The 23,971-nt window shown below is 67.6% G+C and carries 23 protein-coding genes and 1 riboswitch; of the genes, 7 read left to right on the top strand and 16 right to left on the bottom strand.

All coding sequences use genetic code 11. From position 1 onward, the window contains the following. Positions 1-43 precede the first annotated feature (43 nt). Positions 44-655, bottom strand: a complete 612-nt coding sequence (locus KR541_RS01095; RefSeq protein WP_050011835.1) for a septal ring lytic transglycosylase RlpA family protein — start codon at positions 653-655, stop codon at positions 44-46. Here KR541_RS01095 and KR541_RS01090 point away from each other — a divergent pair. The 4 genes from KR541_RS01090 to KR541_RS01075 all read left to right on the top strand — a co-directional run bounded on the left by KR541_RS01090 (position 537) and on the right by KR541_RS01075 (position 3,163). Next, a complete protein-coding gene (locus KR541_RS01090; protein ID WP_162484451.1) occupies positions 537-851 on the top strand; it encodes a hypothetical protein in 315 nt (104 codons plus the stop codon). The genes KR541_RS01095 and KR541_RS01090 overlap by 119 nt on opposite strands. A gap of 461 nt (positions 852-1,312) precedes the next feature. Then, the gene (locus KR541_RS01085) at positions 1,313-1,957 is read left to right on the top strand and encodes an MBL fold metallo-hydrolase (RefSeq protein WP_050011834.1); all 645 of its coding nucleotides are present in this window, start codon (positions 1,313-1,315) and stop codon (positions 1,955-1,957) included. Continuing rightward, positions 1,954-2,613, top strand: a complete 660-nt coding sequence (locus KR541_RS01080; RefSeq protein WP_050011833.1) for a 3'-5' exonuclease family protein — start codon at positions 1,954-1,956, stop codon at positions 2,611-2,613. Before KR541_RS01085 ends, KR541_RS01080 begins: the two co-directional genes overlap by 4 nt. 79 nt (positions 2,614-2,692) lie before the next feature. Beyond that, complete coding sequence (locus KR541_RS01075) at positions 2,693-3,163, top strand: Lrp/AsnC family transcriptional regulator (RefSeq protein WP_006477376.1); 471 nt, start codon at positions 2,693-2,695, stop codon at positions 3,161-3,163. 57 nt (positions 3,164-3,220) lie between these two features. Here the strand turns inward: KR541_RS01075 and KR541_RS01070 are convergent, their stop codons facing one another. From KR541_RS01070 to KR541_RS01060, 3 genes are all read right to left on the bottom strand, one after another. After that, complete coding sequence (locus KR541_RS01070) at positions 3,221-4,378, bottom strand: cation diffusion facilitator family transporter (RefSeq protein ID WP_050011832.1); 1,158 nt, start codon at positions 4,376-4,378, stop codon at positions 3,221-3,223. A gap of 242 nt (positions 4,379-4,620) precedes the next feature. Further along, positions 4,621-4,914: an H-NS histone family protein gene (locus tag KR541_RS01065; protein WP_006491875.1), complete on the bottom strand. Its 294-nt coding sequence runs from the start codon at positions 4,912-4,914 to the stop codon at positions 4,621-4,623. Between the two features lie 359 nt (positions 4,915-5,273). Next, positions 5,274-5,933 (bottom strand): HugZ family pyridoxamine 5'-phosphate oxidase, encoded by a 660-nt coding sequence (locus tag KR541_RS01060; protein WP_216089315.1) that lies wholly within the window; start codon positions 5,931-5,933, stop codon positions 5,274-5,276. Positions 5,934-6,217: 284 nt separating this feature from the next. Between KR541_RS01060 and KR541_RS01055 the strand changes: the two genes are divergently transcribed. Further along, complete coding sequence (locus KR541_RS01055) at positions 6,218-7,330, top strand: MFS transporter (protein WP_425542614.1); 1,113 nt, start codon at positions 6,218-6,220, stop codon at positions 7,328-7,330. A gap of 88 nt (positions 7,331-7,418) precedes the next feature. On the opposite strand, the gene KR541_RS01050 is transcribed toward KR541_RS01055, so the two are convergent. Both KR541_RS01050 and KR541_RS01045 read right to left on the bottom strand, forming a co-directional pair. After that, on the bottom strand, positions 7,419-8,561 hold the full coding sequence (locus tag KR541_RS01050) for a branched-chain amino acid ABC transporter substrate-binding protein (protein ID WP_050011830.1): 1,143 nt from the start codon (positions 8,559-8,561) through the stop codon (positions 7,419-7,421). A 437-nt stretch (positions 8,562-8,998) separates the two neighbouring features. After that, positions 8,999-10,081, bottom strand: coding sequence for an NAD(P)H-dependent flavin oxidoreductase (locus tag KR541_RS01045; RefSeq protein ID WP_089488051.1), 1,083 nt, complete (start codon positions 10,079-10,081; stop codon positions 8,999-9,001). 223 nt (positions 10,082-10,304) lie between these two features. Between KR541_RS01045 and KR541_RS01040 the strand changes: the two genes are divergently transcribed. Then, positions 10,305-10,997, top strand: a complete 693-nt coding sequence (locus KR541_RS01040) for a dienelactone hydrolase family protein (protein WP_050011828.1) — start codon at positions 10,305-10,307, stop codon at positions 10,995-10,997. Positions 10,998-11,078: 81 nt separating this feature from the next. After that, positions 11,079-12,557, top strand: coding sequence for an amidase (locus KR541_RS01035; RefSeq protein ID WP_216089625.1), 1,479 nt, complete (start codon positions 11,079-11,081; stop codon positions 12,555-12,557). Positions 12,558-12,662: 105 nt separating this feature from the next. On the opposite strand, the gene metF is transcribed toward KR541_RS01035, so the two are convergent. From metF to KR541_RS00985, 10 genes are all read right to left on the bottom strand, one after another. After that, a complete protein-coding gene (metF, locus tag KR541_RS01030) occupies positions 12,663-13,493 on the bottom strand; it encodes a methylenetetrahydrofolate reductase [NAD(P)H] (protein WP_050011827.1) in 831 nt (276 codons plus the stop codon). Positions 13,494-13,527: 34 nt separating this feature from the next. Further along, positions 13,528-13,881 (bottom strand): phage holin family protein, encoded by a 354-nt coding sequence (locus KR541_RS01025; RefSeq protein ID WP_011882923.1) that lies wholly within the window; start codon positions 13,879-13,881, stop codon positions 13,528-13,530. A gap of 96 nt (positions 13,882-13,977) precedes the next feature. Further along, positions 13,978-15,396: an adenosylhomocysteinase gene (gene ahcY / locus KR541_RS01020; protein WP_050011826.1), complete on the bottom strand. Its 1,419-nt coding sequence runs from the start codon at positions 15,394-15,396 to the stop codon at positions 13,978-13,980. A 32-nt stretch (positions 15,397-15,428) separates the two neighbouring features. Further along, positions 15,429-15,557, bottom strand: a riboswitch (S-adenosyl-L-homocysteine riboswitch). A 112-nt stretch (positions 15,558-15,669) separates the two neighbouring features. Further along, entirely contained in the window at positions 15,670-16,404 is a 735-nt protein-coding gene (locus tag KR541_RS01015) for an RNA polymerase sigma factor FliA (protein ID WP_006484033.1), read from the bottom strand. 22 nt (positions 16,405-16,426) lie between these two features. Then, the gene (locus tag KR541_RS01010) at positions 16,427-17,245 is read right to left on the bottom strand and encodes a nucleotide-binding protein (protein ID WP_050011825.1); all 819 of its coding nucleotides are present in this window, start codon (positions 17,243-17,245) and stop codon (positions 16,427-16,429) included. Then, positions 17,238-19,010, bottom strand: a complete 1,773-nt coding sequence (gene flhF, locus KR541_RS01005) for a flagellar biosynthesis GTPase FlhF (protein ID WP_050011824.1) — start codon at positions 19,008-19,010, stop codon at positions 17,238-17,240. The genes KR541_RS01010 and flhF overlap by 8 nt, the downstream gene beginning before the upstream one ends. Then, complete coding sequence (gene flhA, locus KR541_RS01000) at positions 19,007-21,109, bottom strand: flagellar biosynthesis protein FlhA (RefSeq protein ID WP_050011823.1); 2,103 nt, start codon at positions 21,107-21,109, stop codon at positions 19,007-19,009. Before flhA ends, flhF begins: the two co-directional genes overlap by 4 nt. After that, the gene (flhB, locus tag KR541_RS00995) at positions 21,106-22,305 is read right to left on the bottom strand and encodes a flagellar biosynthesis protein FlhB (RefSeq protein WP_050011822.1); all 1,200 of its coding nucleotides are present in this window, start codon (positions 22,303-22,305) and stop codon (positions 21,106-21,108) included. The genes flhA and flhB overlap by 4 nt, the downstream gene beginning before the upstream one ends. Before the next feature lie 338 nt (positions 22,306-22,643). Beyond that, positions 22,644-23,024: a DUF805 domain-containing protein gene (locus KR541_RS00990; RefSeq protein WP_050011821.1), complete on the bottom strand. Its 381-nt coding sequence runs from the start codon at positions 23,022-23,024 to the stop codon at positions 22,644-22,646. A 439-nt stretch (positions 23,025-23,463) separates the two neighbouring features. Then, positions 23,464-23,961 carry a VOC family protein gene (locus tag KR541_RS00985; protein ID WP_050011820.1) on the bottom strand — a complete coding sequence of 166 codons (498 nt, stop codon included), beginning with the start codon at positions 23,959-23,961 and terminating at the stop codon, positions 23,464-23,466. Positions 23,962-23,971 lie beyond the last annotated feature (10 nt).

Here is a 23,971-nt window from a genome sequence, read left to right as displayed (position 1 = left end):
GCGGACGATCCGCCGGGTTGTTGCGTCGGGTTGTTGCGCCGCGTTACTTCGCCGAGATCGATGCGAACATTTCGTTGCGTGCATCGCGCGCTTCCTGCGGCGACAGCCCTTCGATCTTCACGCGGCCCGTGCCGGCGTGCACGAGGCCGATCACCTTGGCCGCCGCATACGACAGGTCGAGCACACGGCCGCGCTTGAACGGCCCGCGATCGTTGACCTTCACGACGACCCACTTGCCGGTCGATGCGTTCGTCACCTTGATGTACGACGACAGCGGCAGCGTGCGGTGCGCGGCGGTGAACGCGTTCATGTTGAAGCGTTCGCCGTTCGCGGTGCGGCGGCCGTGGAAATCCCGCCCGTACCACGATGCGCGGCCGCTCTGGCGGAAATCGGACACATCCTTGCCGTCGATCGGCTCGGCATCCGCCAGCGACGACTTCTTCGCGTCCTTGCTGTCTGCAGCCGGCATCGATGCCAGCGCGGAATCGAAATTGAGCGGCTGCTTGTCGTCGTCCGCCTTCGCGGCGGCGGCGGTCTTGTCGACCGCCTTCTTCTGGCTCACGCTGCCGGTGGTCTGGCTGGATGGCACCGCACAGCCCGTCAGCGCAAAAAACAATGCAATGGTTCCGAATCGGCTCGGAAAACGTAAATTCATCGACGTGTCGCCTTCTGGTTCGGGCCGCATCGATACAACGCTGCTTCACAACGCAGACATATGCGGCCCGGACGGCAAATGCGTGCACGCCCCGCTCGAATGCGAGCAGGCGGCTAGCATGGGCGCGGCGTTCGTCCTGGCCGCAACCGTCCTGATTAGCTTTCACGTCTGGCGCAACCTGTCCCCAACAGCCTGACCAGACCCCACATGCCGCCATCGAACATGGCTCCACGTTCGCGCGCGTCGCTACGACCAACGCACAGGAACGGCGGCACAGGCCTCATCCGGCGGCGCGGCAGCAGGGCCGCAGGCGGGCGCGCAGCACCCGGCCGGACAAGACGTGAGCACCGACTGCTCGGTGCTGGATACACCGCCGGACTCCCCGGCGGCTGATGCTTGACGGTGGATCGGACGCCTCGTTTAACGGGGCCGATACACCAGCGAATGGCGTGAAATTCACGCGCAATGGGGCGCATTATACATAAATCAAAACCTTGTCTCGAAAAGGGCCCCCGGCGGACCATTGATTCTCGCTATGGCTGTAACAATCGGCATGCTCCGGGAATGCCCTGATCCGCGTGCTGCGGCATGCATCGTACGCACGGCAGGCCACGCGCGCGACCGGTACAATCGCTCCTTTTAGCCGCCGGTGCCCTCATGAAAGTCACGCTCATTCCGGTCACGCCGTTCCAGCAGAACTGCTCGCTGCTCGTCTGCGAGAAGACGGGCCGCGCCGCCGTCGTCGATCCGGGCGGCGATCTCGACCGGATCGAACAGGAAGTCGCGCGGCAGAACGTGCAGGTCGAGAAAGTGCTGCTCACGCACGGGCACATCGATCACTGCGCGGGCGCGAAGACGCTCGCGACGCGCTACGGCGTGCCGATCGAGGGGCCGCAGGAAGAAGAACGCTTCTGGATCGAGAAGCTGCCGACGCAGAGCGAGCGCTTCGGCTTTCCGGCCGCCGACGTGTTCGAGCCCGACCACTGGCTGAACGACGGCGACACCGTGCGGTTCGGCGACGAGACGCTCGAGGTCTATCACTGCCCGGGCCACACGCCCGGCCACGTCGTGTTCTTCAGCCGCGCGCATCGCGTCGCGATCGTCGGCGACGTGCTGTTCGCGGGCTCGATCGGCCGCACCGATTTCCCGCGCGGCAATCACGAGGATCTCGTGCGTTCGATCAAGGAAAAGCTGTGGCCGCTCGGCGACGACGTCACGTTCGTGCCCGGCCACGGCCCGGTGTCGACGTTCGGCGACGAGCGCCGCACGAACCCGTTCGTATCCGACAAGGTATTCGGATGAACCAGACCGCCATCCCGGAAATTTACGTCAGCACCGACGTCGAAGCCGACGGCCCGATTCCCGGCCCGCATTCGATGCTGAGCTTCGCGTCGGCCGCCTATACCGAGGACAAGCAACTGATCGCGACGTTCTCGGCGAACCTCGAGACGCTGCCCGGCGCCAGCGCTCACCCGGTGCAGGAAGCGTGGTGGAAGACCGAGCCCGAAGCCTGGGCCGCGTGCCGGCGCGATCTGCAGACGCCCGACGCGGCGCTGGTCGCGTACGTCGAATGGGTCGAGGCGCTGCCCGGCAAGCCGGTGTTCGTCGCGATGCCGGCCGGCTTCGATTTCACGTTCATGTTCTGGTACATGATGCGGTTCGCGGGGCGCTGCCCGTTCTCGTGGTCGGCGCTCGACATCAAGACGCTCGCGTTCGCGATGACGGGCCTGCCGTACCGCAAGGCGATCAAGCCGCGCTTTCCGAAGCACTGGTTCGACGACCATCCGCACACGCACGTCGCGCTCGACGACGCGATCGAGCAAGGCGCGCTGTTCTGCAACATGCTCGCCGACCTGCGCCGGCAGCAGGCCGCGCTCGCGGGCCTGGCCGTGTCGGATACCGATCGGTCGGAAAGCGCGGGGGCGGGACAAAATCCCACGGATCCGCGAGCAAATTAGCGAATCTCGCTCAACGGCGCGTCGCCAGATTGCCTTTCGTTCCCCGGCGCTCTAACATTCAGCGTGTTGTAGCTGCCGCATGGAGGCGCAGGTGACGCTCGATTCCTTTTCGCAAAAAATCCTTCGCCTGTTGCAGCTCGACGCGCGCCGTTCCGTTCAGGAAATCTCCGACCAGGTCGGGCTGTCGAGCACGCCGTGCTGGCGCCGCATCAAGGACATGGAACAGTCGGGCGTGATCCAGCGCTACACGGCGCTGCTCGATCGCGAGAAGCTCGGCCTGCACGTCTGCGCGCTCGCGCACGTGCACCTGACGCGCCACAACGAAGGCGGCGTCGAGCAGTTCGAGCGCGAGATCGCGACCTGCCCGGAAGTCACCGAGTGCTACAGCACGACCGGCGAAGCCGATTACATCCTCAAGATCGTCGCGCCGGACATCAAGGCCTACGACGTGTTCCTGCACGAACGCATCTTCAAGATCCCGGCCGTGTCGCAGGTGCGCACGAGCGTCGTGCTGCGCGAAATCAAGTTCGACACGCAACTGCCGCTGTAACGCGCGGGCCTGCCCTGCGGCGGGCCGCGTTCGCCGGTGCCGGCCGCCGGTTGCCGGTCACGTCTGCCCGGTCAACGTGCGCGTGAAGCCGATCCGGCGTGCGCCGAACTCGCGCTTCAGCGTGTCGATGTCGAGCCGGGCGGCCAGCGCCGCATCGGTGTCGCGCGGATCGCCGTCGAGCGTCACGTCGACCTCGAGCCCCGTACTCAGGTAATGCAGGTTGATCGCCGCCGCATGCAGCCCGCGCTGCGCGAGCGCGGCCTCGAGCCGCGCCGCCAGTTCGCCGCGCGGCGGCAGCGCGAGCGCCGGACGGCGCGCCGCATCGTTCTCCGGGTCGACATGGATCAGCGCATCGAGCACGCGCGGGTCGGACAGCACGCGCGCCCGCGCGGTCTCGGCGATGTAATGCCCTTCCGAGACGGAGATCTTCGGATCGACGAGGATGTGCGCGTCCACGAGCGCGGCATCGCCCATCTTGCGCGTGCGCAGGTCGTGCACGTCGCGCACGCCGGGCGTCGCGACGAGCAGCGCGCGGATCTCGGCCGTGTCGGCCGTATCGAGCGCGCGGTCGGAGAGGTCCTGCAACGCGTCATAGCCGAACGTCCAGCCCATGCGCGCGACCATGAAGCCGACGATCGCCGCCGCGATCGGGTCGAGCAGCCGCACACCGGCCAGGCTGCCGACGATGCCGATCGCGACGACGAGCGACGACGCCGCATCCGAACGCGCATGCCATGCGTTGGCGACGAGCATCGCCGAGCGCACGCGCCGCGCTTCGCGCAGCATGTAGCGAAACAGCGCTTCCTTCGACACGAGTACCGTCAGCGCCACGATCAGCGCGGAAAAATGCACGGCCGGAATGTTTTCGAGATTAACGAGGCGGTCGCCGGCGCGCCAGAGCATGCCGATACCGACCGCGATCAGGATCGCGCCGAGAAACAGCGACGCGACCGTCTCGTAGCGGCTATGGCCGTAATTGTGGTCGGCATCCGGCGATGCGCCGCTATGCCGATTCGCAACCAGCACGACAAAATCCGAGATCAAATCGGAAATCGAATGCACACCGTCCGCAATCAATGCTTGCGAATGCGCAATCACGCCGACCGCGATCTGAAATGTCGCAAGTACGACATTGAGGACAATACTGACGAGCGTGCTCTTGCGCGCAACGGCGTGCTTATCTGCGCTCTGCGCGTCGCCGGAAAACGTGGACATGAAATATGAGATATCGGTGTGCGGTACGCAATTCTATCAAAGGCGCCCCGCCAGCCCGGCCAATATCCACAAATTTCTCATTTAAATCAATCGCTTATGCGAACGTGTCGCATTTTCATTCACCGGACATGCTTACAGCTTCATGACGACCCGGCTGGGCCGCCGGTGTCCGGAAAACAAAAAAGCCGCGCTCCTCGACGGACACGCGGCTCTTTCGAAGAGCGGGCAACCTAAACGAACGCTTAAATCGCAAACTGTTCGCGGTTCTTGCCGGCGATCCAGCGCGGCGGCTTGCCACGACCCGACCACGTCGCGCCCGTTTCCGGATCGCGATACTTGGCCGCCACGCCTGCGCGCGGACGACCGACCTTGCCGGCCTTCGCGCGGCTGAGGCCGAGTTCGGCGAGCGAAAAGCCGTAGTCGGCAATTTTCTGCTTCACGTCATTCAGCACTTCAGCGTATTCACGCGACTTCGCTTCTTCGATTTGCTTCTCCAGCTTCTCCCGCTGGGCCAGCAGGTCCTTGTAAGAAGACATAGTTTCCCTTTCTATCTATCTGACCAATGGCGCCGGTCTGAGCCAGCTCACCATTCATGAAATATATGTGCCTCGGATTTTTGAAGGCAGAGATTAGCACAAAAAAGATTTGATAGAAGCGAGATTCATGAAAATCCCGAGATCAATTGAAATTCGCACATGTCATTTTGACCGGCCGCGGCCTTTTCTCAAATTTTTACGCTCCTCCATAGAGATTAGGACATTAGCGATTGGCTATTAGGTCTTTCAACATACGCAATTACCCTGCATTGAAGAAAATCAAAGCTTTCATCGGACGAGAGTTTCGCGAAAACCAGATGACGCCGTTTGCTAAACGAACAAATCACTGACCCGTGACGTCACGTCACATCCTTTGCGCGGGCGATCAGCTGTTCGCGCAGCGCACCGATGTCGGCCGACGGCGCGTCGAACGGCGTGCGCACGCGGCGGCCGTCGCATCGCCAGTCCGCGCCATGGCGATCGACGCCGAGCAGGTCGAGCCCGTCGCGGCGGGCGTCGCCCGCGTCGTATGCCGCCCACAGTGCCCGTTCGTCGTCGAACGCGAGCGGCGGCAGCGCATCGAGCTGCACGCCGTCGATCCAGCCCATCCGCCCGAACCCGACGATATGGCGCAACCGCTCGATCTCGAGCGCCCAGAACCCGAAATCGCCGAGCGCGAGATAGCGCGCGGCGCTCGGTTCGTAGCGCAGGTAACGCGCGGCGACGTGCGGATCGTCGCCGAGCGGCACGAACCGGCCCAGCAGCGTCGCACGCTCGGCACTCAACACATCGCCGGGGCTGACGTCGACGACGAGGAAACCCGCGCGCGGATCGGCTGCGAGATTGCGCGTGTGCTCGGCCAGACCGCTCGCCAGGATCACCGGCCGATGGCTTGCATCGGGTGCAAACGGCACGACCGTCGGATACGGGAAGCCCTCCGGTTCGCGCGCATGGGTGGCGAGCGTGCCGAACGTGCAGCGGTGCAGCAGATGCAGCGCGAAGGCGGGATCGATGTTCAAGGTGACTCCTGCGGTCGAAAGGCGGCGCGTCGGCCAGGGTTTCGATGTTACCCGCGGGCGCCGCACGCCGCGCATCGGCCGAACGGCCATCGCCCGGCAGGATCGTAAGCGGTTCGATAGAATCGGACAAATCCGATCGGCGCCGCGTGCGCCCGCGCATTTTCCTGACGAGCCTTCCCGTGTCCGAATCCCCTTCCTCCGAATCGCCGTCCCCGTTCGCCGCGCCGCCCGACGCGCATCGCGTGCTGCCGCTGCCGGCGCGCCAGCGCGCGCGCACGGCGTCGATGGCGCTGTTCTTCGTCGCCGGCATGATGTACGCGTCGTGGGGCGTGCACGTGCCGACCGTGCGCGACAAGTTCTCGCTGAGCCCCGGGCTGCTGTCGATCGCGCTGTTCGCGGTCGCCGGCGGGTCGATCGCCGCGATGCTGACCATCGCGCGCTGGATCGCGCGCGTCGGCTCGCGCACCGCGTGCGTCGCCGGCGGGCTCGTGATGTCCGCGTGCGCGGCGCTGATCCTCGTCGTGCCCGACTACTGGATGCTGCTCGTGGTGCTCGCGCTGTTCGGCTTCTCGATGGCGACACTCGACGTCGCGATGAACGCCGAGGCCAGCGCGGTCGAAATCGCGCTCGGCAAGCCGATCATGTCGTCGCTGCACGGGATGTTCAGCATCGGCGGGATGGCCGGCGCGGCGGCCGGCGGCGCGCTGCTGTCGGCCGGCATGGCGCCGGTCGCGCATCTCGCGCTCGCGGCGGCGGCGAGCGCCGCGGTGCTCGTGGCCGCGAGCCCGGCCGTGCTGCCGCACGTACCGCACCACGAACAGGCGCACGGCGGCGGCAACCGCTGGCGCTCGCCCGCGTTGTGGATGCTCGGCGGCATCGCGCTGGTTGCGCTGATCGCCGAAGGCGCGATGTACGACTGGGCGACCGTCTACATGCGCGACGTCGTCGCGGCGAGCCCCGCGCTCGCGAGCGCCGCGTACGCGGCGTTCTCCGGCGGGATGGCCATCGCGCGCTTCGCGGGCGACGCGGTGCGCGCCCGCTTCGGCGCGCCGCAGCTCGTGTTCGCGAGCGCGTCGCTCGCCTGTGCGGGGATGATCGGCGCGCTGCTGCTGCCGAATCCGGTCGCGGTGCTGACCGGTTTCACGCTGATGGGCCTCGGGCTGGCCAACATGATGCCGGTGCTGTTCGCGGCCGCCGCGCGCGTGAAGGGCATCCACGCGGCCGAAGGGCTCGCGCACGTGGCCGGGCTCGCGTATTTCGGACTGCTGTTCGGTCCGGTCGTGATCGGCGCGGTCGCGCAGGCCGCGAACCTGACGATCGGCCTGTCGGTCGTCGCACTGTGCGCGGCGCTCGTCGCGCTCGTCGCACCCAGGGTGCTCGCGCACCTGAAGATCTGACGGCGCGGCGGCGTAAGCCGGCCCAAAAAGAAAGCGCGCATGCGTTGCCGCATGCGCGCTTTCCCCCCTTCTGTCGGCCGCTGAAGCGTTACATCTTCACTTCGTCGAGCAGCGACTTCTTGCCGCTCTTGTAGTTGTACAGCGAAATCACGCCGTGCTGCAGGTCGCCCTTCGCGTCGAAGGTCGTCGTGCCGATCACGCCCGTGTACTTCGTCGCCGGCATCGCCGCGAGGATCTTCGCCGTGTCGGTCGAGTTCGCGCGCTTCATCGCGTCGGCGATGATGTACACGGCGTCATACGTGAACGGTGCGTAGATCTGGATCGGCTGGCCGAAGCGCTTCTCGTACTTCGCCTTGAACGCCGCGCCGCCCGGCATCTTCTCGAGCGAGGCACCGGCCTCCGAGCACACGATGTTGTCGGTCGCGTCGCCGGCCAGGTCGGCCAGCTTTTCCGTGCACACGCCGTCGCCCGCGAAGATCTTCGCGCGCAGGCCGAGCTGCTTCGCCTGTTTCGCGAACGGGCCGCCGGTGGCATCCATGCCGCCGTACATGATCGCGTCCGGGTTTTCGCCCTTGATCTTCGTCAGAATCGCGCGGAAGTCGACCGCCTTGTCGTTCGTCGCGTCATGCGACATCACCTTCAGGCCGAGCGCCTTCGCCTTCTTCTCGAACTCGTTCGCGAGACCCTGGCCGTACGCGGTCGAATCGTCGACCACCGCCACGCTCTTGATGCCCTTCGAGTGCGCGTAGTTCGCCAGTGCCGGGCCCTGCTGCGCATCGGTCGCCACCACGCGGTACGTGGTCTTGAAGCCTTGCTGCGTGTAGGCCGGGTTGGTCGCCGACGGCGAGATCTGCACGATGCCCGCATCGCTGTAGATCTTCGAGGCCGGGATCGACGTGCCCGAGTTCAGGTGGCCGACCACCGCGACGACCTTGTCGTCGACGAGCTTCTGCGCAACCTGCGTCGCCTGCCGCGGGTCGGCGGCGTCATCCTGCGGGTCGAGTTGCAGCGTGATCTTCTGGCCGCCGATCGTGAGACCCTTCGCGTTGATCTCCTCGACTGCGAGACGCGCGCCGTTTTCGTTGTCCTTGCCCAGGTGTGCAATGCCGCCCGTCAACGGCGCGACGTGGCCGATCTTGACGACTTGATCGGCGGACGCGTTGCTTGCAGCTGCAGCGCACAGCATTGCCGCTGCGGTGATCGGCAACAGCTTTTGCATCTTGATATTCATGTAAGTCTCCAGTTCGGTCCCAAAAAACGCCATCGCCCGGTGCCCCGCTGCCATCCCCGTGTTTGCAATCACTGGACGATTCGCCGGTTGCATCCTTCATGCACTTGGCCTCAAGCACGTGAAAACCGCCGCTTTTAGCAGCCGCCCGCTCGTACTTGCGCGCAAGTGTAGGTGATCAAATTAATTTGTGGGACTTTTTTAGGATAGTGGTAACACTACCGATATGCGCGCTTTGGAAGGATGATTCGAATCGCGCTGCAAGCCCCGGCGGATAAGGGTTTCCGCTAATTTCGACGCACTGTCGAAAGGTCGTTTCAAGCGAGTCGCGCGGGCATTTCGATTCGGTATTTTGTGACCTGGATCATTGAATGAAACGCGCGTGACACCACGCGCGTTTCGTCGCCCCACATGAACGGCTCAAGCGGCCGAAACGGTGTTCAGGCAGCCGATGCGCGCCATTCCGCATCGAGCGCGGCGACCAACTGCGACGTCGTCAGCGCATCGCCGCGCCGCCGCGCGAGCGGCGCGCCCTGGCCGGCCCACAGCGACAGGTAGTCGCCGTCGTTCGCGCGCGCGGCCGCCTGCCGCAGCGGCTGGGTCAGCGCGTTCTGCACCGGATACGGTGGGACGTCGACCACGTGCTCGCCGAGCCGCGCCATCAGCGCGTTGCGCAGCCCGCGTGCGTGACGGCCGGTGATCGCACGGGTGACCTGCGTCGACGTATCGGCGCTCGCGAGCAGACGCGCCTTCCAGTCCGCGGCGATCGCGCTTTCCGCGCACGTGAGGAACGCGGTGCCGAGTTGCGCGGCCTGCGCGCCAAGCGCGAGCGCGGCCGCGATGCCGCGGCCGTCCATGATGCCGCCCGCGGCCAGCACCGGCAGGCCCGTCGCGTCGACGAGCTGCGGGACGAGCGCGAGCGTGCCGATCAGCGCGTCGTCGGCGGCACCGATGAAGGTGCCGCGGTGGCCGCCCGCCTCGGCGCCCTGCGCGGAGATCGCGTCGGCGCCGGCCGCCTGCCACGCGAGCCCTTCGGCCACGTGCGTCGCGGTGCCGATCACATAGGTGCCGGCGGCTTTCAGGCGTGCGACGTCGGCTGCGTCGAGCACGCCGAACGTGAAGCTCGCGACCGGCACGCGCAGCGCGACGAGCGCATCGAGCTGCGCGCGGAAATCGGGCGCGTAGCGCGCGGGCGCCGTGCCCGGCGGCAAGCCGAGCGTGGCATTCAGCGGGTCGATCGCCGCCAGCGCGCGCGCGACGGTCGCCGCGTCGGGCGCGGCTTCATCGGGCAACACGAACAGGTTGATCGCGAACGGGCGATCGGTCGCCGCGCGGATCGCGGCGACTTCGGCGTCGATCCGTTCGGGCGCGAGCGCGCCGGCGCCGAGGCTGCCGAGCGCACCGGCATTCGATGCGGCGGCGACCATCGCGGTCGTGGTCGCGCCGACCATCGGCGCCTGCACGAGCGGCAGACGCAGGCCGAAGCGTGCGGAAAAGGGCGTGGAAAACGAGCGGGCAGACATGGCGAATCCTTCGATGACGGTGCGCGAAAGCGCTTTGTAAAGGCCGGTACATCGACTCTATCGAAGCGGCGCGGCGCCGAAAAATGAATAATCGAGATCGAAACGATCGCTGCGCGAGAAGCGGCCGCGTGCGCTGCAGCAGCGGGCGATTGGTGGCACACTAGGCCGCCTCTTTTCATCCCCGGGGGCGCCTCCCGCACCCCGCACGCCAGGAGTTCAGAACGTGACTGCCCAATGGATCGACATCCCGACCGGTAACGACAGCTTCGGCGGCTATCTCGCCCTGCCCAAGCGCGGCAAGGGCCCTGCCGTCATCATCATCCAGGAGATCTTCGGCGTGAACGCGCACATCCGCGCGGTCGCCGATCAGTACGCGGCCGACGGCTTCGTCGCGCTCGCGCCGGACGTATTCTGGCGCACGCAGCCGCGCGTCGAGCTGACCTACGAGGGTGCGGATCGCGACAAGGGCATCGAGCTGCTGAAGAAGACCGACGTGGGTCTCGCGGTCGCGGACATCGTCGCGGCGGCCGACGCGTTGCGCGCGCGCCCCGAAGTGGCCGGCAAGCTCGCCGCGATCGGCTACTGCTTCGGCGGCCAGCTCGCGTATCGCGCGGCCGCGACCGGCAAGCTGGACGCGGCGGTGGCCTATTATGGCGGCGGCATCCAGAATGCGCTCGACCTCGCCGGCCAGGTCACGCAGCCGATCCTGTTCCACTACGCGGAAAACGACCACGGCATTCCGCTCACGGCCGTCGATCAGGTGAAGGCCGCATTCGCCGGCCGCGGCAACGCTTCGTTCCACGTGTACCCGGGCGCCGAGCACGGCTTCAACTGCACGGACCGCGCGTCGTACAACCAGCGCGCCGCGGCGCTCGCGCACGGCCGCACGCTGACCTTCCTCGCCGAGCATCTCTAAAAAGGCCCGGCCGCGGGCCCGGCGCGCCGGGCCCGCGTTATGCTCGCACCATCGCCACGAGTCACAACGGGGGTGACCGCGATGCACTCGGACTATCTCGCGCATGACGCAATCGGCCTCGCCGCGCTCGTGCGCGACCGCCACGCCAGCCCGCGCGAACTGCTCGACACCGCGATCGGCCAGGCCGAAGCGGTGAACGGCGCGATCAACGCGATCGTGCTGCAGGACTACGAAGCCGCGCGCGCGCGCGCGGCGGCCGCGCCCCAACCCGGCGCCGACGCGCCGTTCGCGGGCGTGCCGTATCTCGTCAAGGATCTCGGCGCGGCGGTCGCCGGGCTGCCGCTGTCGATGGGCAGCCGGCACTACCGGTACTTCGTGCCGGCCGACGATTCGCCGGTGATCGCGCGCAGCCGCGCGGCGGGCCTGAACGTATTCGGCAAGACCAACACGCCCGAGATCGGCCAGATGCCGTACACGGAACCGGAACTGTTCGGCGCGTGCCGCAACCCGTGGAATCTCGACCACACACCCGGCGGGTCGAGCGGCGGCGCGGCGGCGGCCGTCGCGGCCGGCATCGTACCGCTCGCGCATGCGTCCGACGGCGGCGGCTCGATCCGCATTCCGGCGTCGTGCTGCGGGCTGTTCGGGCTGAAGCCGAGCCGCAACCCGGTGCTCGTCGACCTGCCGTCGAACGGCGAACTCGTCGTCCAGCACGCGGTGTCGCGCAGCGTGCGCGACAGTGCGCTGCTGCTCGACGTGACGACCGGCCAGACGCTGCCGCCCGGCGCGCCCGGCACCTTCCTCGGCGCGCTCGATACGCCGCCCGGCCCGCTGCGGATCGGCCTCGTCGTCGATCCGATGCTCGCGCCGGCACTCGCCGACGACACGCGCGCGGCGCTCGACGACGCGGCCGCGCTGCTCGAATCGCTCGGCCACCGCGTCGAGCCGGCGACGCTGCCGATCGACTACGCGCGCGCGGCCGAAACCTTCCTGACGCTGTGGGCGACGATCGCCGAGGACATGGTGCTCGGCGCACGCGCGCTGACCGGCCGCACGCCCCGGCGCGGCGAATTCGAGGCCGCGACGTGGGCGATGGCGGTGGTCGGCCGACGGCTCGCGCGCACGCGCCTGCCGGACGTGCTCGAATGGCAGCGCCAGCTCACCGTGCAGGTCGCCGGTCTCGTGTCGCGTTACGACGCGATCCTGTGCGCATCGCTCGCGGGGCCGCCGGTGAAGATCGGTGAATTGCAGCCGACGCCGTTCGAATCCGCGCAGATGAAGCTGCTCGCCGCGCTGCCGGTGAAGCCGCTGCTGAAGGAAATGCTCGCGAAATCGTCGGAGAAGGCGTTCGCGTGGGCCGGCTGCACCGAGCTGTTCAACCTGACCGGGCAGCCGGCGATGTCGGTGCCGCTGTACTGGAATGCGCGCGGGCTGCCGATCGGCGTGCAGTTCGCCGCGCGCCACGCCGACGACGCGCTGCTGCTCCGGCTCGCGCGGCAGCTCGAACACGCGCGGCCGTGGTTCGACCGCCGTCCGCCGCTGATGCAGGCGCAGCGCTGATTCGGCGGCTTGCGCCACGCGGCATGCGCGGCGCGTCACGATAAAAAAGCCCCGCCGGCGCAAACCGGCGGGGCTTTCACGCAGGCAACCGCGTGACGGCGCTCGTTACACCGCGAGCCGTTCGCAGATCGTCCGCGTCGCGACCGCTGCGTTCAGCGTATAGAAGTGCAGCCCCGGCACGCCCGCGTCGATCAGGCGCTGGCACAGGCTCGTGACGACGTCCGCGCCGAACGCGCGGATCGACTCGCGATCGTCGCCGAAGCTCTCGAGCCGGCGCGCGACCCAGCGCGGCACTTCGGCGCCGCACATCTCGGAAAAGCGCATCAGCTGCGAGAAGTTCGTGATCGGCATGATGCCCGGCACGATCGGCACGTCCACGCCGAGCTTGCGCGTGTCGTCGACGAAGCGGAAATACGCATCCGCGTTGAAGAAGTACTGCGTGATCGCGGAATTCGCGCCGGCTTTCACCTTGCGCGCGAAATTCTCGAGATCGGCCTTCGGCGAACGCGATTGCGGGTGGTACTCCGGATAGCCGGCGACCTCGATGTGGAACCAGTCGCCATGCTCGGCGCGGATGAAGCTGACGAGCTCGGACGCATAGCGCAGCTCGCCGACCTCGCCCATCCCCGACGGCAGGTCGCCGCGCAGCGCGACGATGTGCCGGATGCCGTGCGAGCGGTACTGGTCGAGGATCGCGCGCAGGCTGTCGCGCGACGAGCCGATGCACGACAGGTGCGGCGCGGCCTCGAGGCCGTCCTTCTGCATGTCGAGCACGGTATCGAGCGTGCCCTGCTGCGTCGAGCCGCCGGCGCCGAACGTCACGGAGACGAATTTCGGCTTCAGCGGCAGCAGCTGCGCGCGCGTGGCGCGCAGCTTCTCGACGCCGTCCGCCGTCTTCGGCGGGAAGAATTCAAACGAGAGTTCGATCGGTTTCATGATTCGATGGGGTTGAGCCTGCGCCCGCTCGCCGTCAGCCGATGTCGCGCTGGCCGAAGATCAGGGCGGACAGCAGCCACGACACGATGCTGTACAGGATCGAACCGAAGAACGCGGACCAGAACCCCGACACCTCGAAGCCCTTCAGCAGCGACGACGCGAACCAGAAGCACAGCGCGTTCACGACGAGGATGAACACCCCGAGCGTGACGATCGTGACGGGCAGCGTCAGCAGGATCAGCACCGGCCGGATCACCGTGTTGATCAGCCCGAGCACGACCGCGACGATCAGCGCGGTGCCGAAGCTCTTGATGTGGATCGACGGCACGAGGTACGTGATGATCAGCAGCGCGAGCGCGTTGATGACCCAGGTGAGGATGACGCTCATGGAGGGCTCCGGTTCGGTTGTCGATCGGTACGATCGGTGAGCGCCGCCGCACCGTGCGCCCGCCACGGGCGCGCACGGTGCGGCGGCCGCCGCGCATCAATAGCGGTAGTGGTTCGGCTTGAACGGGCCGTCCTTCTGCACGCCGATGTACGCAGCCTGCTCGTCCGACAGCACCGACAGGTTCGCGCCGATGCGCGCGAGGTGCAGGCGCGCGACCTTTTCATCGAGATGCTTCGGCAGCACGTACACCTTGTTCTCGTACTCGTTGCCGCGCACGAACAGCTCGATCTGCGCGAGCGTCTGGTTCGCGAACGAGTTCGACATCACGAACGACGGGTGGCCGGTCGCGCAGCCGAGGTTCACGAGGCGGCCTTCGGCCAGCAGGATCACGCGCTTGCCGTCCGGGAAGATGATGTGGTCGACCTGCGGCTTGATGTTTTCCCACTGGTACTGGCGCGTCGACGCGACGTCGATTTCCGAGTCGAAGTGACCGATGTTGCAGACGATCGCGTTGTGACGCATCGCCTTCATGTGATCGTGGTTGATCACGTGGTAGTTGCCGGTCGCCGTCACGAAGATGTCGGCCTTGTCCGCCGCGTATTCCATCGTCACGACGCGGTAGCCTTCCATCGCCGCCTGCAGCGCGCAGATCGGATCGATTTCGGTGACCCACACGGTCGCGCCCAGGCCGCGCAGCGACTGCGCGCAGCCCTTGCCCACGTCGCCGTAGCCCGCGACGACCGCGACCTTGCCCGCGATCATCACGTCGGTCGCGCGCTTGATGCCGTCGACGAGCGATTCACGGCAGCCGTACAGGTTGTCGAACTTCGACTTCGTGACCGAATCGTTCACGTTGAACGCCGGGAACGGCAGGCGGCCGTCCTTTTCCATCTGGTAGAGACGGTGCACGCCGGTCGTGGTTTCTTCGGTCACGCCCTTGATGTGCGCGAGGCGCTTCGAGTACCAGTTCGCGTCGACGTCGAGGTGCGCCGCGATCGACTTGTACAGCGCGACTTCTTCCTCGTTGGTCGGCTTCGCGATCACCGAACGGTCCTTCTCGGCCTTCGCGCCGAGGATCAGCAGCAGCGTTGCGTCGCCGCCGTCGTCCAGGATCATGTTCGCGAATTCGCCGTTCGGCCATTCGAAGATGCGGTGCGAGAACTCCCAGTATTCGTCGAGCGACTCGCCCTTGAACGCGAACACCGGCGTGCCGGCTTCGACGATCGCGGCCGCCGCGTGATCCTGCGTCGAGAAGATGTTGCACGACGCCCAGCGGACGTCCGCGCCGAGCGCCTTCAGCGTCTCGATCAGCACGCCCGTCTGGATCGTCATGTGCAGGGAACCGGCGATGCGCGCGCCCTTCAGCGGCTGCTGCGCCTTGTATTCGTCGCGGATCTGCACGAGGCCCGGCATTTCGGTCTCGGCGATGTTCAGTTCCTTGCGGCCCCAGCCGGCCAGCGCCATGTCGGCGACGACGTAATCGTGGGAAGCCTTGGAATCGATAATGGCGTTCATCACGCCCTCCTTTCTAAAAAGTTTCTAGATTGGTGACGTGAGCGCCGTTCAGGAAGCGGGGCCGGCGCGACGGTCGCTCGAAACGATCGCCGCACGGCTGCTTGGTGAAGCCTTCCGAGCCTGGCGGACGCTGATGGTCCGTCGCAACGCTCCTCGGAAAACGGAGGGGATTGTAGCAAATCGGCGCGCGAAATGCGCAACGACGACGCGTCGGCACGAGACGCGCGCGGCGCGGGCACGCGCGGCCGTGGCCGAAAGGGCAGGACTTCGGGGTCAGGACTCCGCGCCGACCCACGCCTGTTCGCGCAGCCGTGCGCGCAGGCGCGCGACGGCCTGGCTGTGGAGCTGGCATACGCGCGATTCGCTCACCTCGAGCACCGCGCCGATTTCGCGCAGATTCAGACCCCGTTCGTAGTACAGCGACATCAGCAGCTTCTCGCGCTCCGGCAGCCGCTCGATCGCCTCGACGAGCGCCTCGCGCAGATGCTCGTCGAGCAGCGCCGACAACGGATCGGCATGATCGACGCGATAGCGGTCGAGGAACGGCTCGTCGTCGGCCGCGCGATCGAAATCCTCGTAGTAGATGAGCTGGCTGCCGTGCAGGTCCTGCAGCATCCCCTGGTATTCGTCGAGCGGCATGTTGAGGTGCTGCGCGATCTCGGTCTCGCTCGCCGAGCGGCCGAGGTGCTGCTCGACCTGGTGCACCGCATGCTCGACCTCGCGCGACGTCTTGCGCAGGCTGCGCGGCAGCCAGTCGTTGCTGCGCAGCTCGTCGAGCATCGCGCCGCGGATGCGCTGCGTCGCGTAGGTCTCGAACTGCGCGCCCTGGTCTTCCTTGTAGCGGCCGGCCGCGTCCATCAGGCCGATCATGCCGGCCTGGATCAGATCGTCGAGATCGACGCTCGCCGGCATCTTCGCGACGAGTTGCAGTCCGAGGCGGCGCACGAGCGGCGCATATTGCGCGAGCACGTCGGCCTGGGACATCTTTCCTTGAGCGTTGTACATCATGGCTCCCTCCTTCGGGTGGCGCTCACGCGGCGTGTGCCGCGCCCGCCTCATACGACGGCTTGCCGCCGGCGTGGACCGCGCGGCCCGCGCCCGAACCGGGGCGCATCGGCCAGTACAACAGGTCGGCGGCAATCTGCCGGTAATCGCGCGCGGCAGCCGACGACGGGAACGCGTCGACTACCGCATGCATCAGTTCGCGGGCGTGCTCGACGAGCGGATCGGCGCTCACGCAGCCCGCATCGGCGATCGACACGGTCAGGTAGCGGCTCGCGACGCCCGCGAGGTTGTCGAAGGCCGTCTTCGCGTCCGCGTGGCTGGCGACCTGATTGGTCAGCACGCGGAACTGCGCGAACGCGTGCGCGAAATGCAGCCGCTTCATGCACGCATACGCCTCGGTGATCGCCTGCACGGCAACCCGCGTGACGATCAGCACGTCGTGCGCTTCGCGCGCGAGCGCCGACAGCGATCCGTCGGCGCCGAGCTGCGCGTCGACGAGGACGATGTCGGCCGGGCCGTCGATGAAGTCGCTCAGCTGCGCGTCGCTGTAGCCGGCGCGCGCGAGCTGGGCGGCGCCGCACAGGCCGAAGCCGGCCGCCACCCGCGTGCGTTCGCCGTCGCGCAGCCACGCGCCGGCGAGCGTCGCGCTGGCCGAATGCACGTCGGCGCGCTCGTCGACGACGAGCACGTCCTTGCCGAGCGACGCGAGCGCCGCCGCGAGGTTCACCACGGTGGACGTGCAGCCGACGCCCGCCGGCCCGCCCGTCACCGCGACGATGCGCGACGCGCGCCCGGCCAGCAGGCGCCGCAGCCCTTCGGCCTGGTCGATGATCCGTTTATCCAAATCGCACCTCGTGCAGCTCGGCGGTGGAACGTGCGGTCAGTGCGGAAAGCAGCGTCGGCATGTCCTCGTCTTGCGGCACGAAGGGCGAGCCGTCGCGCGGCACACAGAACGCGCTCTTCAGCAGGAATTTGGTCGACGCGACGTACAGGTTCTCCGGCACCTTCTGGCCGGTCGACACGTAGTGGACCGGCAGCTTGTAGCGGATTACCGTGTCGAGCACGCTGCCGAGGTGGGTCGCCTCGTCGAGCTTCGTGAGGATGCAGCCGGCCAGGTCAGGGTGCTCGCCCGCGCTGCGGTACGCCTGCACGACTTCGTTCAGCGTATCGCCATGGCTCGTCGCGTTCAGCAGCAGCAGGCGCTGCACCGGCGCGTTCGCGCCGTGCAGCATCGCGATCTGGTCGGACACCGCGCGGTCGCGCTGGCTCATGCCGATCGTGTCGATCAGCACGATGTGCTTGTTGCGCAGCTCGGACAGCGCGAGCGCGAGGTCGCCCGCATCCTTCACCGCGTGAACCGGCACGCCGAGGATCTTGCCGAAGATCCGCAGTTGCTCGTGGCCGCCGATCCGGTAGCTGTCGGTGGTCAGCAGCGCGACCTTGCTCGCGCCGAAGCGCATCACGCAGCGCGCGGCCAGCTTCGCGGTGGTGGTCGTCTTGCCGACGCCGGTCGGCCCCATCAGCGCGAACACGCCGCCGCGCTCCATCAGCGCGTCCTCGCTGTCGAGCACCGGCAGGTTCGATGCGAGCACCGACTGCGCCCATTCGGCGGCCTGCTCGAAGGTCTGCGCGCCGTCGCCGGACGGCAGGTTGTCGACCAGCATCCGCACGAGCTGCGCGGAGAAGCCGGCCGCGAACAGGTGCTTCGTCAGCGCGCCGTGCACGGAGCTGCGACGCTGGCGGTCGTGCCACATCAGGCTGTCGAACTGCTCTTCCATCATCCCGCGCAGCTCGCCCAGCTCCTGCATCACCGTGTCGTTGACGATCCGCTCGATGCGCGACTTCACCGCATCGGCCACCACGGCGGCCGCGTCGGCGGACAGGCGCGTGCGGTCGGTCTGCTTGGCGCCGTACGCGGCGCCCGTGTCGGCTGCGCGCTTGGCGGCGGCCGGCGCTGCGGCGGCCGGCATCCGGCGCTCGGCGTCGCGCACGATGTCGCGCGCCCAGTCGGGCGGCGTCGCGCGGGCGGCGGCTTGCGGCGCGGGCGCGCTCGCCTGCGGCTCGGCGGGCGCCTGCGCACGGGCGATCAGCGCGTCGCGCTGCTGCGTCAGGCGCTTCGCGTGCTCGACCAGCCACGGTGCGGGTTCGGAAGTGGCGGCCGGCGATCCGGCGGCCGGCGATCCGACCGCGGCCGATGCAGCGCTCGACGGCGCTGCCGCCGCGGGCGCGTCTGCATCGATCGACGCGGGGTGCGCATCCGCGTCTTGCGCGTCGGCGCTCGCGCCGAACACGGACGAGAACACGTCCGGCAGCCCGCCTTCGCCGGCCGCATACGGATTGGCGGCCGGGCGCGGGGCGGTCCCCGGGCGCGACACGATGCCCGGCACGGCGGCGGCCGGCACGGAGTCCGGCGCGCGCGACGTGGCGAGGCGCCCACGCGCGGCCGGCGGCGCCACCGCGGCGAGATCCGAATCGGCGAGTGCAACGATTTCGACGCTGCCGTCATCGAGCGTGCGGTTCGACAGCACGACCGCGTCGGCGCCGAGCGCCTCGCGCACGAGACGAAGTGCGTCGCGGCTCGTTGCGCCGGTGAATTTGCGAATGTTCAAGCGGAACCCCCGATGACGTTAACGACTTTGATCGTGCGTGTGTCCGGCACTTCGGCGTACGACAGCACTTTCAGTTGCGGCAGGCTGCGGCGCAGGAAACGCGCGAGCATCGCGCGCAGCGCGTGCTGCACGAGCAGCACGGGCGGCAGCCCGAGATTCTGTTGACGCAGCATCGCTTGCTGCGTGCCGGTCAGAAGGTTGTGCGCGAGACCGGGTTCGAGGCCCGGGTTCGCGCCGGTGGCGAGCGCCTGCGACAGCACGCGCTCCAGGTTCGCGTCGAGGCCCATCACCTGCATTTCGCCGTTGCCCGGATACCACTGCTGCGTGATCGCGCGGCCGAGCGAGAGCCGCACCGCGGCCGTGATCTCGAACGCGTCGCCGCGGCCCGCATGCTCGGACACGGCCTCGAGGATCGTGCGCATGTCGCGAATCGGCACGCCTTCCTCGAGCAGGTTCTGCAGCACCTTCTGCAGCGTGGTGAGCGAGATCGTCTTCGGCACCAGGTCCTCGACGAGCGACGGCGCGTCCTTGCCGGTGCGCTCGACGAGCGCCTGCACTTCCTGGCGGCCGAGCAGCTCGGCCGCGTGCTGGACGACGAGATGGTTCAGGTGCGTCGCGACGACCGTGCTTGCGTCGACCACCGTGTAGCCGTACACCTGCGCCTGCTCGCGCAGCGCGACGTCGATCCACACGGCCGGCAGCCCGAACGCCGGGTCCTGCGTGACGGCGCCCGGCAGCGCGGCTGTCACCTGGCCCGGGTTGATCGCGAGCCACTGGCCCGGGAACACTTCGCCGAAGCCGATCTCGACGCCCTTCAGCGCGATCCGGTACGCGTTCGGCCGCAGTTCGAGGTTGTCGCGGATATGGATCACCGGCGGCAGGAAGCCGATTTCCTGCGCGAATTTCTTGCGGATGCTCTTGATGCGCTTGAGCAGCTCGCCGTCGCTGTTCTTGTCGACGAGCGGGATCAGCCGGTAGCCGACTTCGAGGCCGAGCGGGTCGATCAGCTGCACGTCGTCCCAGGTCGCTTCGTGGCTGTCGGCCGGCAGCACGGCGGGCGGCGCGATGTCGGTCACGTCGCCGGCCGCCTTGCGGGCCGCCGCGCGCTTGGTCTGCGTGCGCGCCAGCCAGATCGCGCCGCCGCCGAGCGCGAGGAACGCGAAGTGCGGCATGCCCGGGATCAGCCCCATCAGCACGATGATCGCGCCGGTGATGTTCAGCACGCGCGGGTTCGTGAACAGCTGGCCGGTGATCTGCGTGCCGATGTCCTCGTCGGTGGCGACGCGCGACACGATCACGCCGGCCGCGGTCGAGATCACGAGCGACGGGATCTGCGCGACGAGGCCGTCGCCGATCGTCAGCAGCGTGTAGTTGGTGCCGGCCGCGGCGAAGCTCATGTCGTGCTGGACCATCCCGACGATCAGCCCGCCGATCACGTTGATCGCCATGATGATCAGGCCGGCGATCGCATCGCCGCGCACGAACTTCGACGCGCCGTCCATCGACCCGTAGAACTCGGCTTCCTGCGAGACGGCCAGGCGCCGCTTGCGCGCCTGTTCCTCGTTGATGAGGCCCGCGTTCAGATCGGCGTCGATCGCCATCTGCTTGCCGGGCATCGCATCGAGCGTGAAGCGCGCGGACACTTCGGCGATCCGCCCCGCACCCTTCGTGATCACCATGAAGTTGATGATCATCAGGATCACGAACACGACGATGCCGACCGCGAAGTTGCCGCCGACGAGGAAGTGGCCGAATGCTTCGATCACCTGGCCGGCCGCGTCGGGCCCGGTATGGCCTTCGAGCAGCACGACGCGGGTCGACGCGACGTTCAGCGACAGGCGCAGCAGCGTCGAGAACAGCAGCACGCTCGGGAACGCCGCGAAGTCGAGCGGCTTCATCGTGTACATGCTGACGAGCAGCACCATCACGGACAGCGCGATGTTGAACGTGAACAGCAGATCCAGCAGCATCGGCGGCAGCGGCAGGATCATCATCCCCAGGATCATGCAGATGAGGATCGGGCCCGCGAGCGCGCGCAGGTTGGTGCCCGCGAACGGGTTCGCGCGCTTGCCGAACAGGCCGGTGGTCGGGGTGCTCATGCCGCGTTCCCTTGCTGGCCGAGGGCGTCCTCGGCTTCTTCACGTTCGTCGTCGGCGGCGACCGACGTGCCCTTGTCGAGTTCGGCCGGCACGTCGAGATCGACCGGCATCGCCGGGAACGCGCCGCCTTCCGAGCGGAAGCGCTTGAGCTGGTAAACCCATGCGAGCACTTCGGCCACGGCCGAGTACAGCGAACCGGGGATCTCGCGCTCGAGTTCGACGTTGTGATACAGCGCACGCGCGAGCGGCGGCGCTTCGAGCAGCGGCACGTTGTGTTCGGCCGCGAGTTCGCGGATGCGCGCGGCGACGAGGTTCACGCCCTTCGCGACCACCTTCGGCGCGCGCATCTCGCCGTCCGTGTATTGCAGCGCGACCGCGAAGTGCGTCGGGTTCGTGACGACCACGTCGGCCTTCGGCACGGCCGCCATCATCCGGCGCCGCGCAATCGCGCGCTGCTGCTGGCGGATCCGCCCCTTCACGTGCGGATCGCCTTCGTTCTCGCGATGCTCGCGCTTCACTTCTTCCTTCGTCATGCGCAACTTCTTGTTGTACTGCCAGAGTTGGTAAGGCACGTCGAGCCCGGCGACCACCAGCATCCCGGCGACCGTCGTGCCGCAGCACACGGCGACCAGATGCAGCGCATCGGGCAGCGCGGCGCCGAGCGGCTGCGTCGCGAGGCTGAGCAGCTCGTCCTTGCTGCGCCAGATCGCGATGCCGCCGATCCCGCCGACGACCAGCGTCTTCGCGATCGACATCCCGAGCTGGATCGGCCCCTGGATCGAGAAGATCCGGCCGAGGCCCGAGATCGGGTTCAGGCGGTCGAACTTCAGCTCGAACGTCTTCTGCGAAATCAGCCAGCCGCCGAGCGCCATCGGCGCGAGCAGCGCGGCGACGCCGGTGAGCGCGAGCAGCGGCAGCAGCGCGGCGAAGCCTTCGCGGCTCGCGCTGCCGGCCGCCGACAACATCCGGTGGGTGTCGAACGCGGTCGCGCGATCGAACGTGAACGCGCCGCGCAGCATCGCCTGCAGATGCCCGCCCGACGGGCCCGCGAGCAGCCATGCGCCGTAGAACCCCGCCGCGAGCAGTGCGAACGAAGCCAGCTCGCGCGAACGCGCGACCTGCCCCTCCTCGCGCGCCTTCTCGCGGCGCCTGGGAGTGGCGGCTTCGGTCTTGTCGAGATCGCTCTCGTCTGCCACGGGGCCTCCAGTCGGGTACGGCGGAATGCCGCTTTCCAGTGACACCGATTATTCATGGACGCGTCAAACGCCGATCGGTCGAGCAAAGCCGGGAAAGGGGGGTATTTCGGGGAATCGGGCGAGCGGCCGCGAACGCGGCCGGAACGGGGGCGGAGCGACGCGCGGCGTGGCGGAAAAACGGGACCGGCCGGCGCATTGGCGAGGCGGCGGCCGCAAGCGGGACGGCAGCGGCTTCACGCGCGGGGAACGGTGAAACGACGGACGGGAAAGACGGGAGAGAAGCGGGGCAAGCAGGCCCCGACGCAACGGCGTCGCGCGTCGGTCGGGGCAGGCGTCGGTCAGACGGCCGGGATCGGGTCCGCGCCGAAACGGTTCGGGCCTTCGGTGCCGCGCGAGCACATCCACACGAGCAGCAGGATGCCGCCGACGATCGGAATCAGCGCGAGCAGCAAGAACCAGCCCGAGCGGCCCGTATCGTGCAGGCGGCGCACGCTGACCGCGATGCCCGGAATGATCAGCGCGAGCGACACCAGGAAGATCACGCCGAGCAGCAGCAGCGTGATCAGGCCCGCATCGCGGCCGGCCGCGCCGATGATCTGACCGGCGACCGACAGCACGGAGGTCAGCAGCGCGAAATACCAGTATTCGGCACGACGCGCACGGCCTTCGAATGTTGCGTATTTATTCAGTACGGTACGAACGGCTTCGGAAAAATTCATTTTATTACCCTCCTGTTTTATATTGGCACCCCGGAAACAACGCCGGAATTATAAGATCGAAGTTCGGTGGATTCCATCTCTTTTCGCATATGGGGCAATACGCGCCCATATGGCGCAGGAAAGGCTGCAAGAGCGGATTTCGGCGTGCCGGCTTGCATGCCGCGTCATTTTAATAATCGTGAGGATCTGACAGAAATGGCAGCCGCGAATAATCCGGCTTTGATTACAGCCGAATGAAATCGCACGAATCGATAATCGACTCGAGTGTCCGGCATTCGATTAACCGACCGGCCGGCGATACGCAGGCGCGCCGGTCGCGGCGCCTTTCGGCGTCGCCGGTTCCGCCCGAATCGCAGCCTGCGGCGTCGGGACGGGACGGCCGACCATCGCCGGCCCGAACGGCGTGATCGACCGAAGCGACCTAGGGCGTGTTCACGCCCTAGCCGGCCGCCGCCCGCTGCAACGCGCCGAGATCGAGCTTCTTCATCGTCATCACCTGCGCCATCACGCGCTCGGCGCGGGCCGGGTCGCCCGTCATCAGTTCGGCCATCTGCACGGGCACGACCTGCCACGACACGCCGAAGCGGTCGCGCAGCCAGCCGCATTGCTGCGCGCGCGCGTCGCCACCTTCGGACAGGCGCGCCCAGTAATGGTCGATCTCGTCCTGGTCGCGACAGTTGACGACGAACGACACGGCCGGCGTCATCTGGAACACGGGGCCGCCGTTCAGCGCGACGAACGCCTGCCCGTCGAGCTCGAACGCCACGGTCATCACCGCGCCCTCGGCGTTGCCGGACGCATGCGCGCCGGTCTTGCCGTAGCGCGCGACGTGCACGATGCGCGCGTTGTCGAACACCGATACGTAGAAACCGGCCGCCGCCTCGGCGTCGCGGTCGAACCACAGGAACGGCGTGATGCGCTGGATACGCGGGTTCATGCGCTGTCTC

The organism is Burkholderia sola (assembly GCF_905400185.1).
GTDB lineage: Bacteria > Pseudomonadota > Gammaproteobacteria > Burkholderiales > Burkholderiaceae > Burkholderia > Burkholderia sola.
The sequence above is the reverse complement of the archived record's forward strand: the minus strand, read 5'-3'. Positions and strand labels throughout refer to the sequence as shown.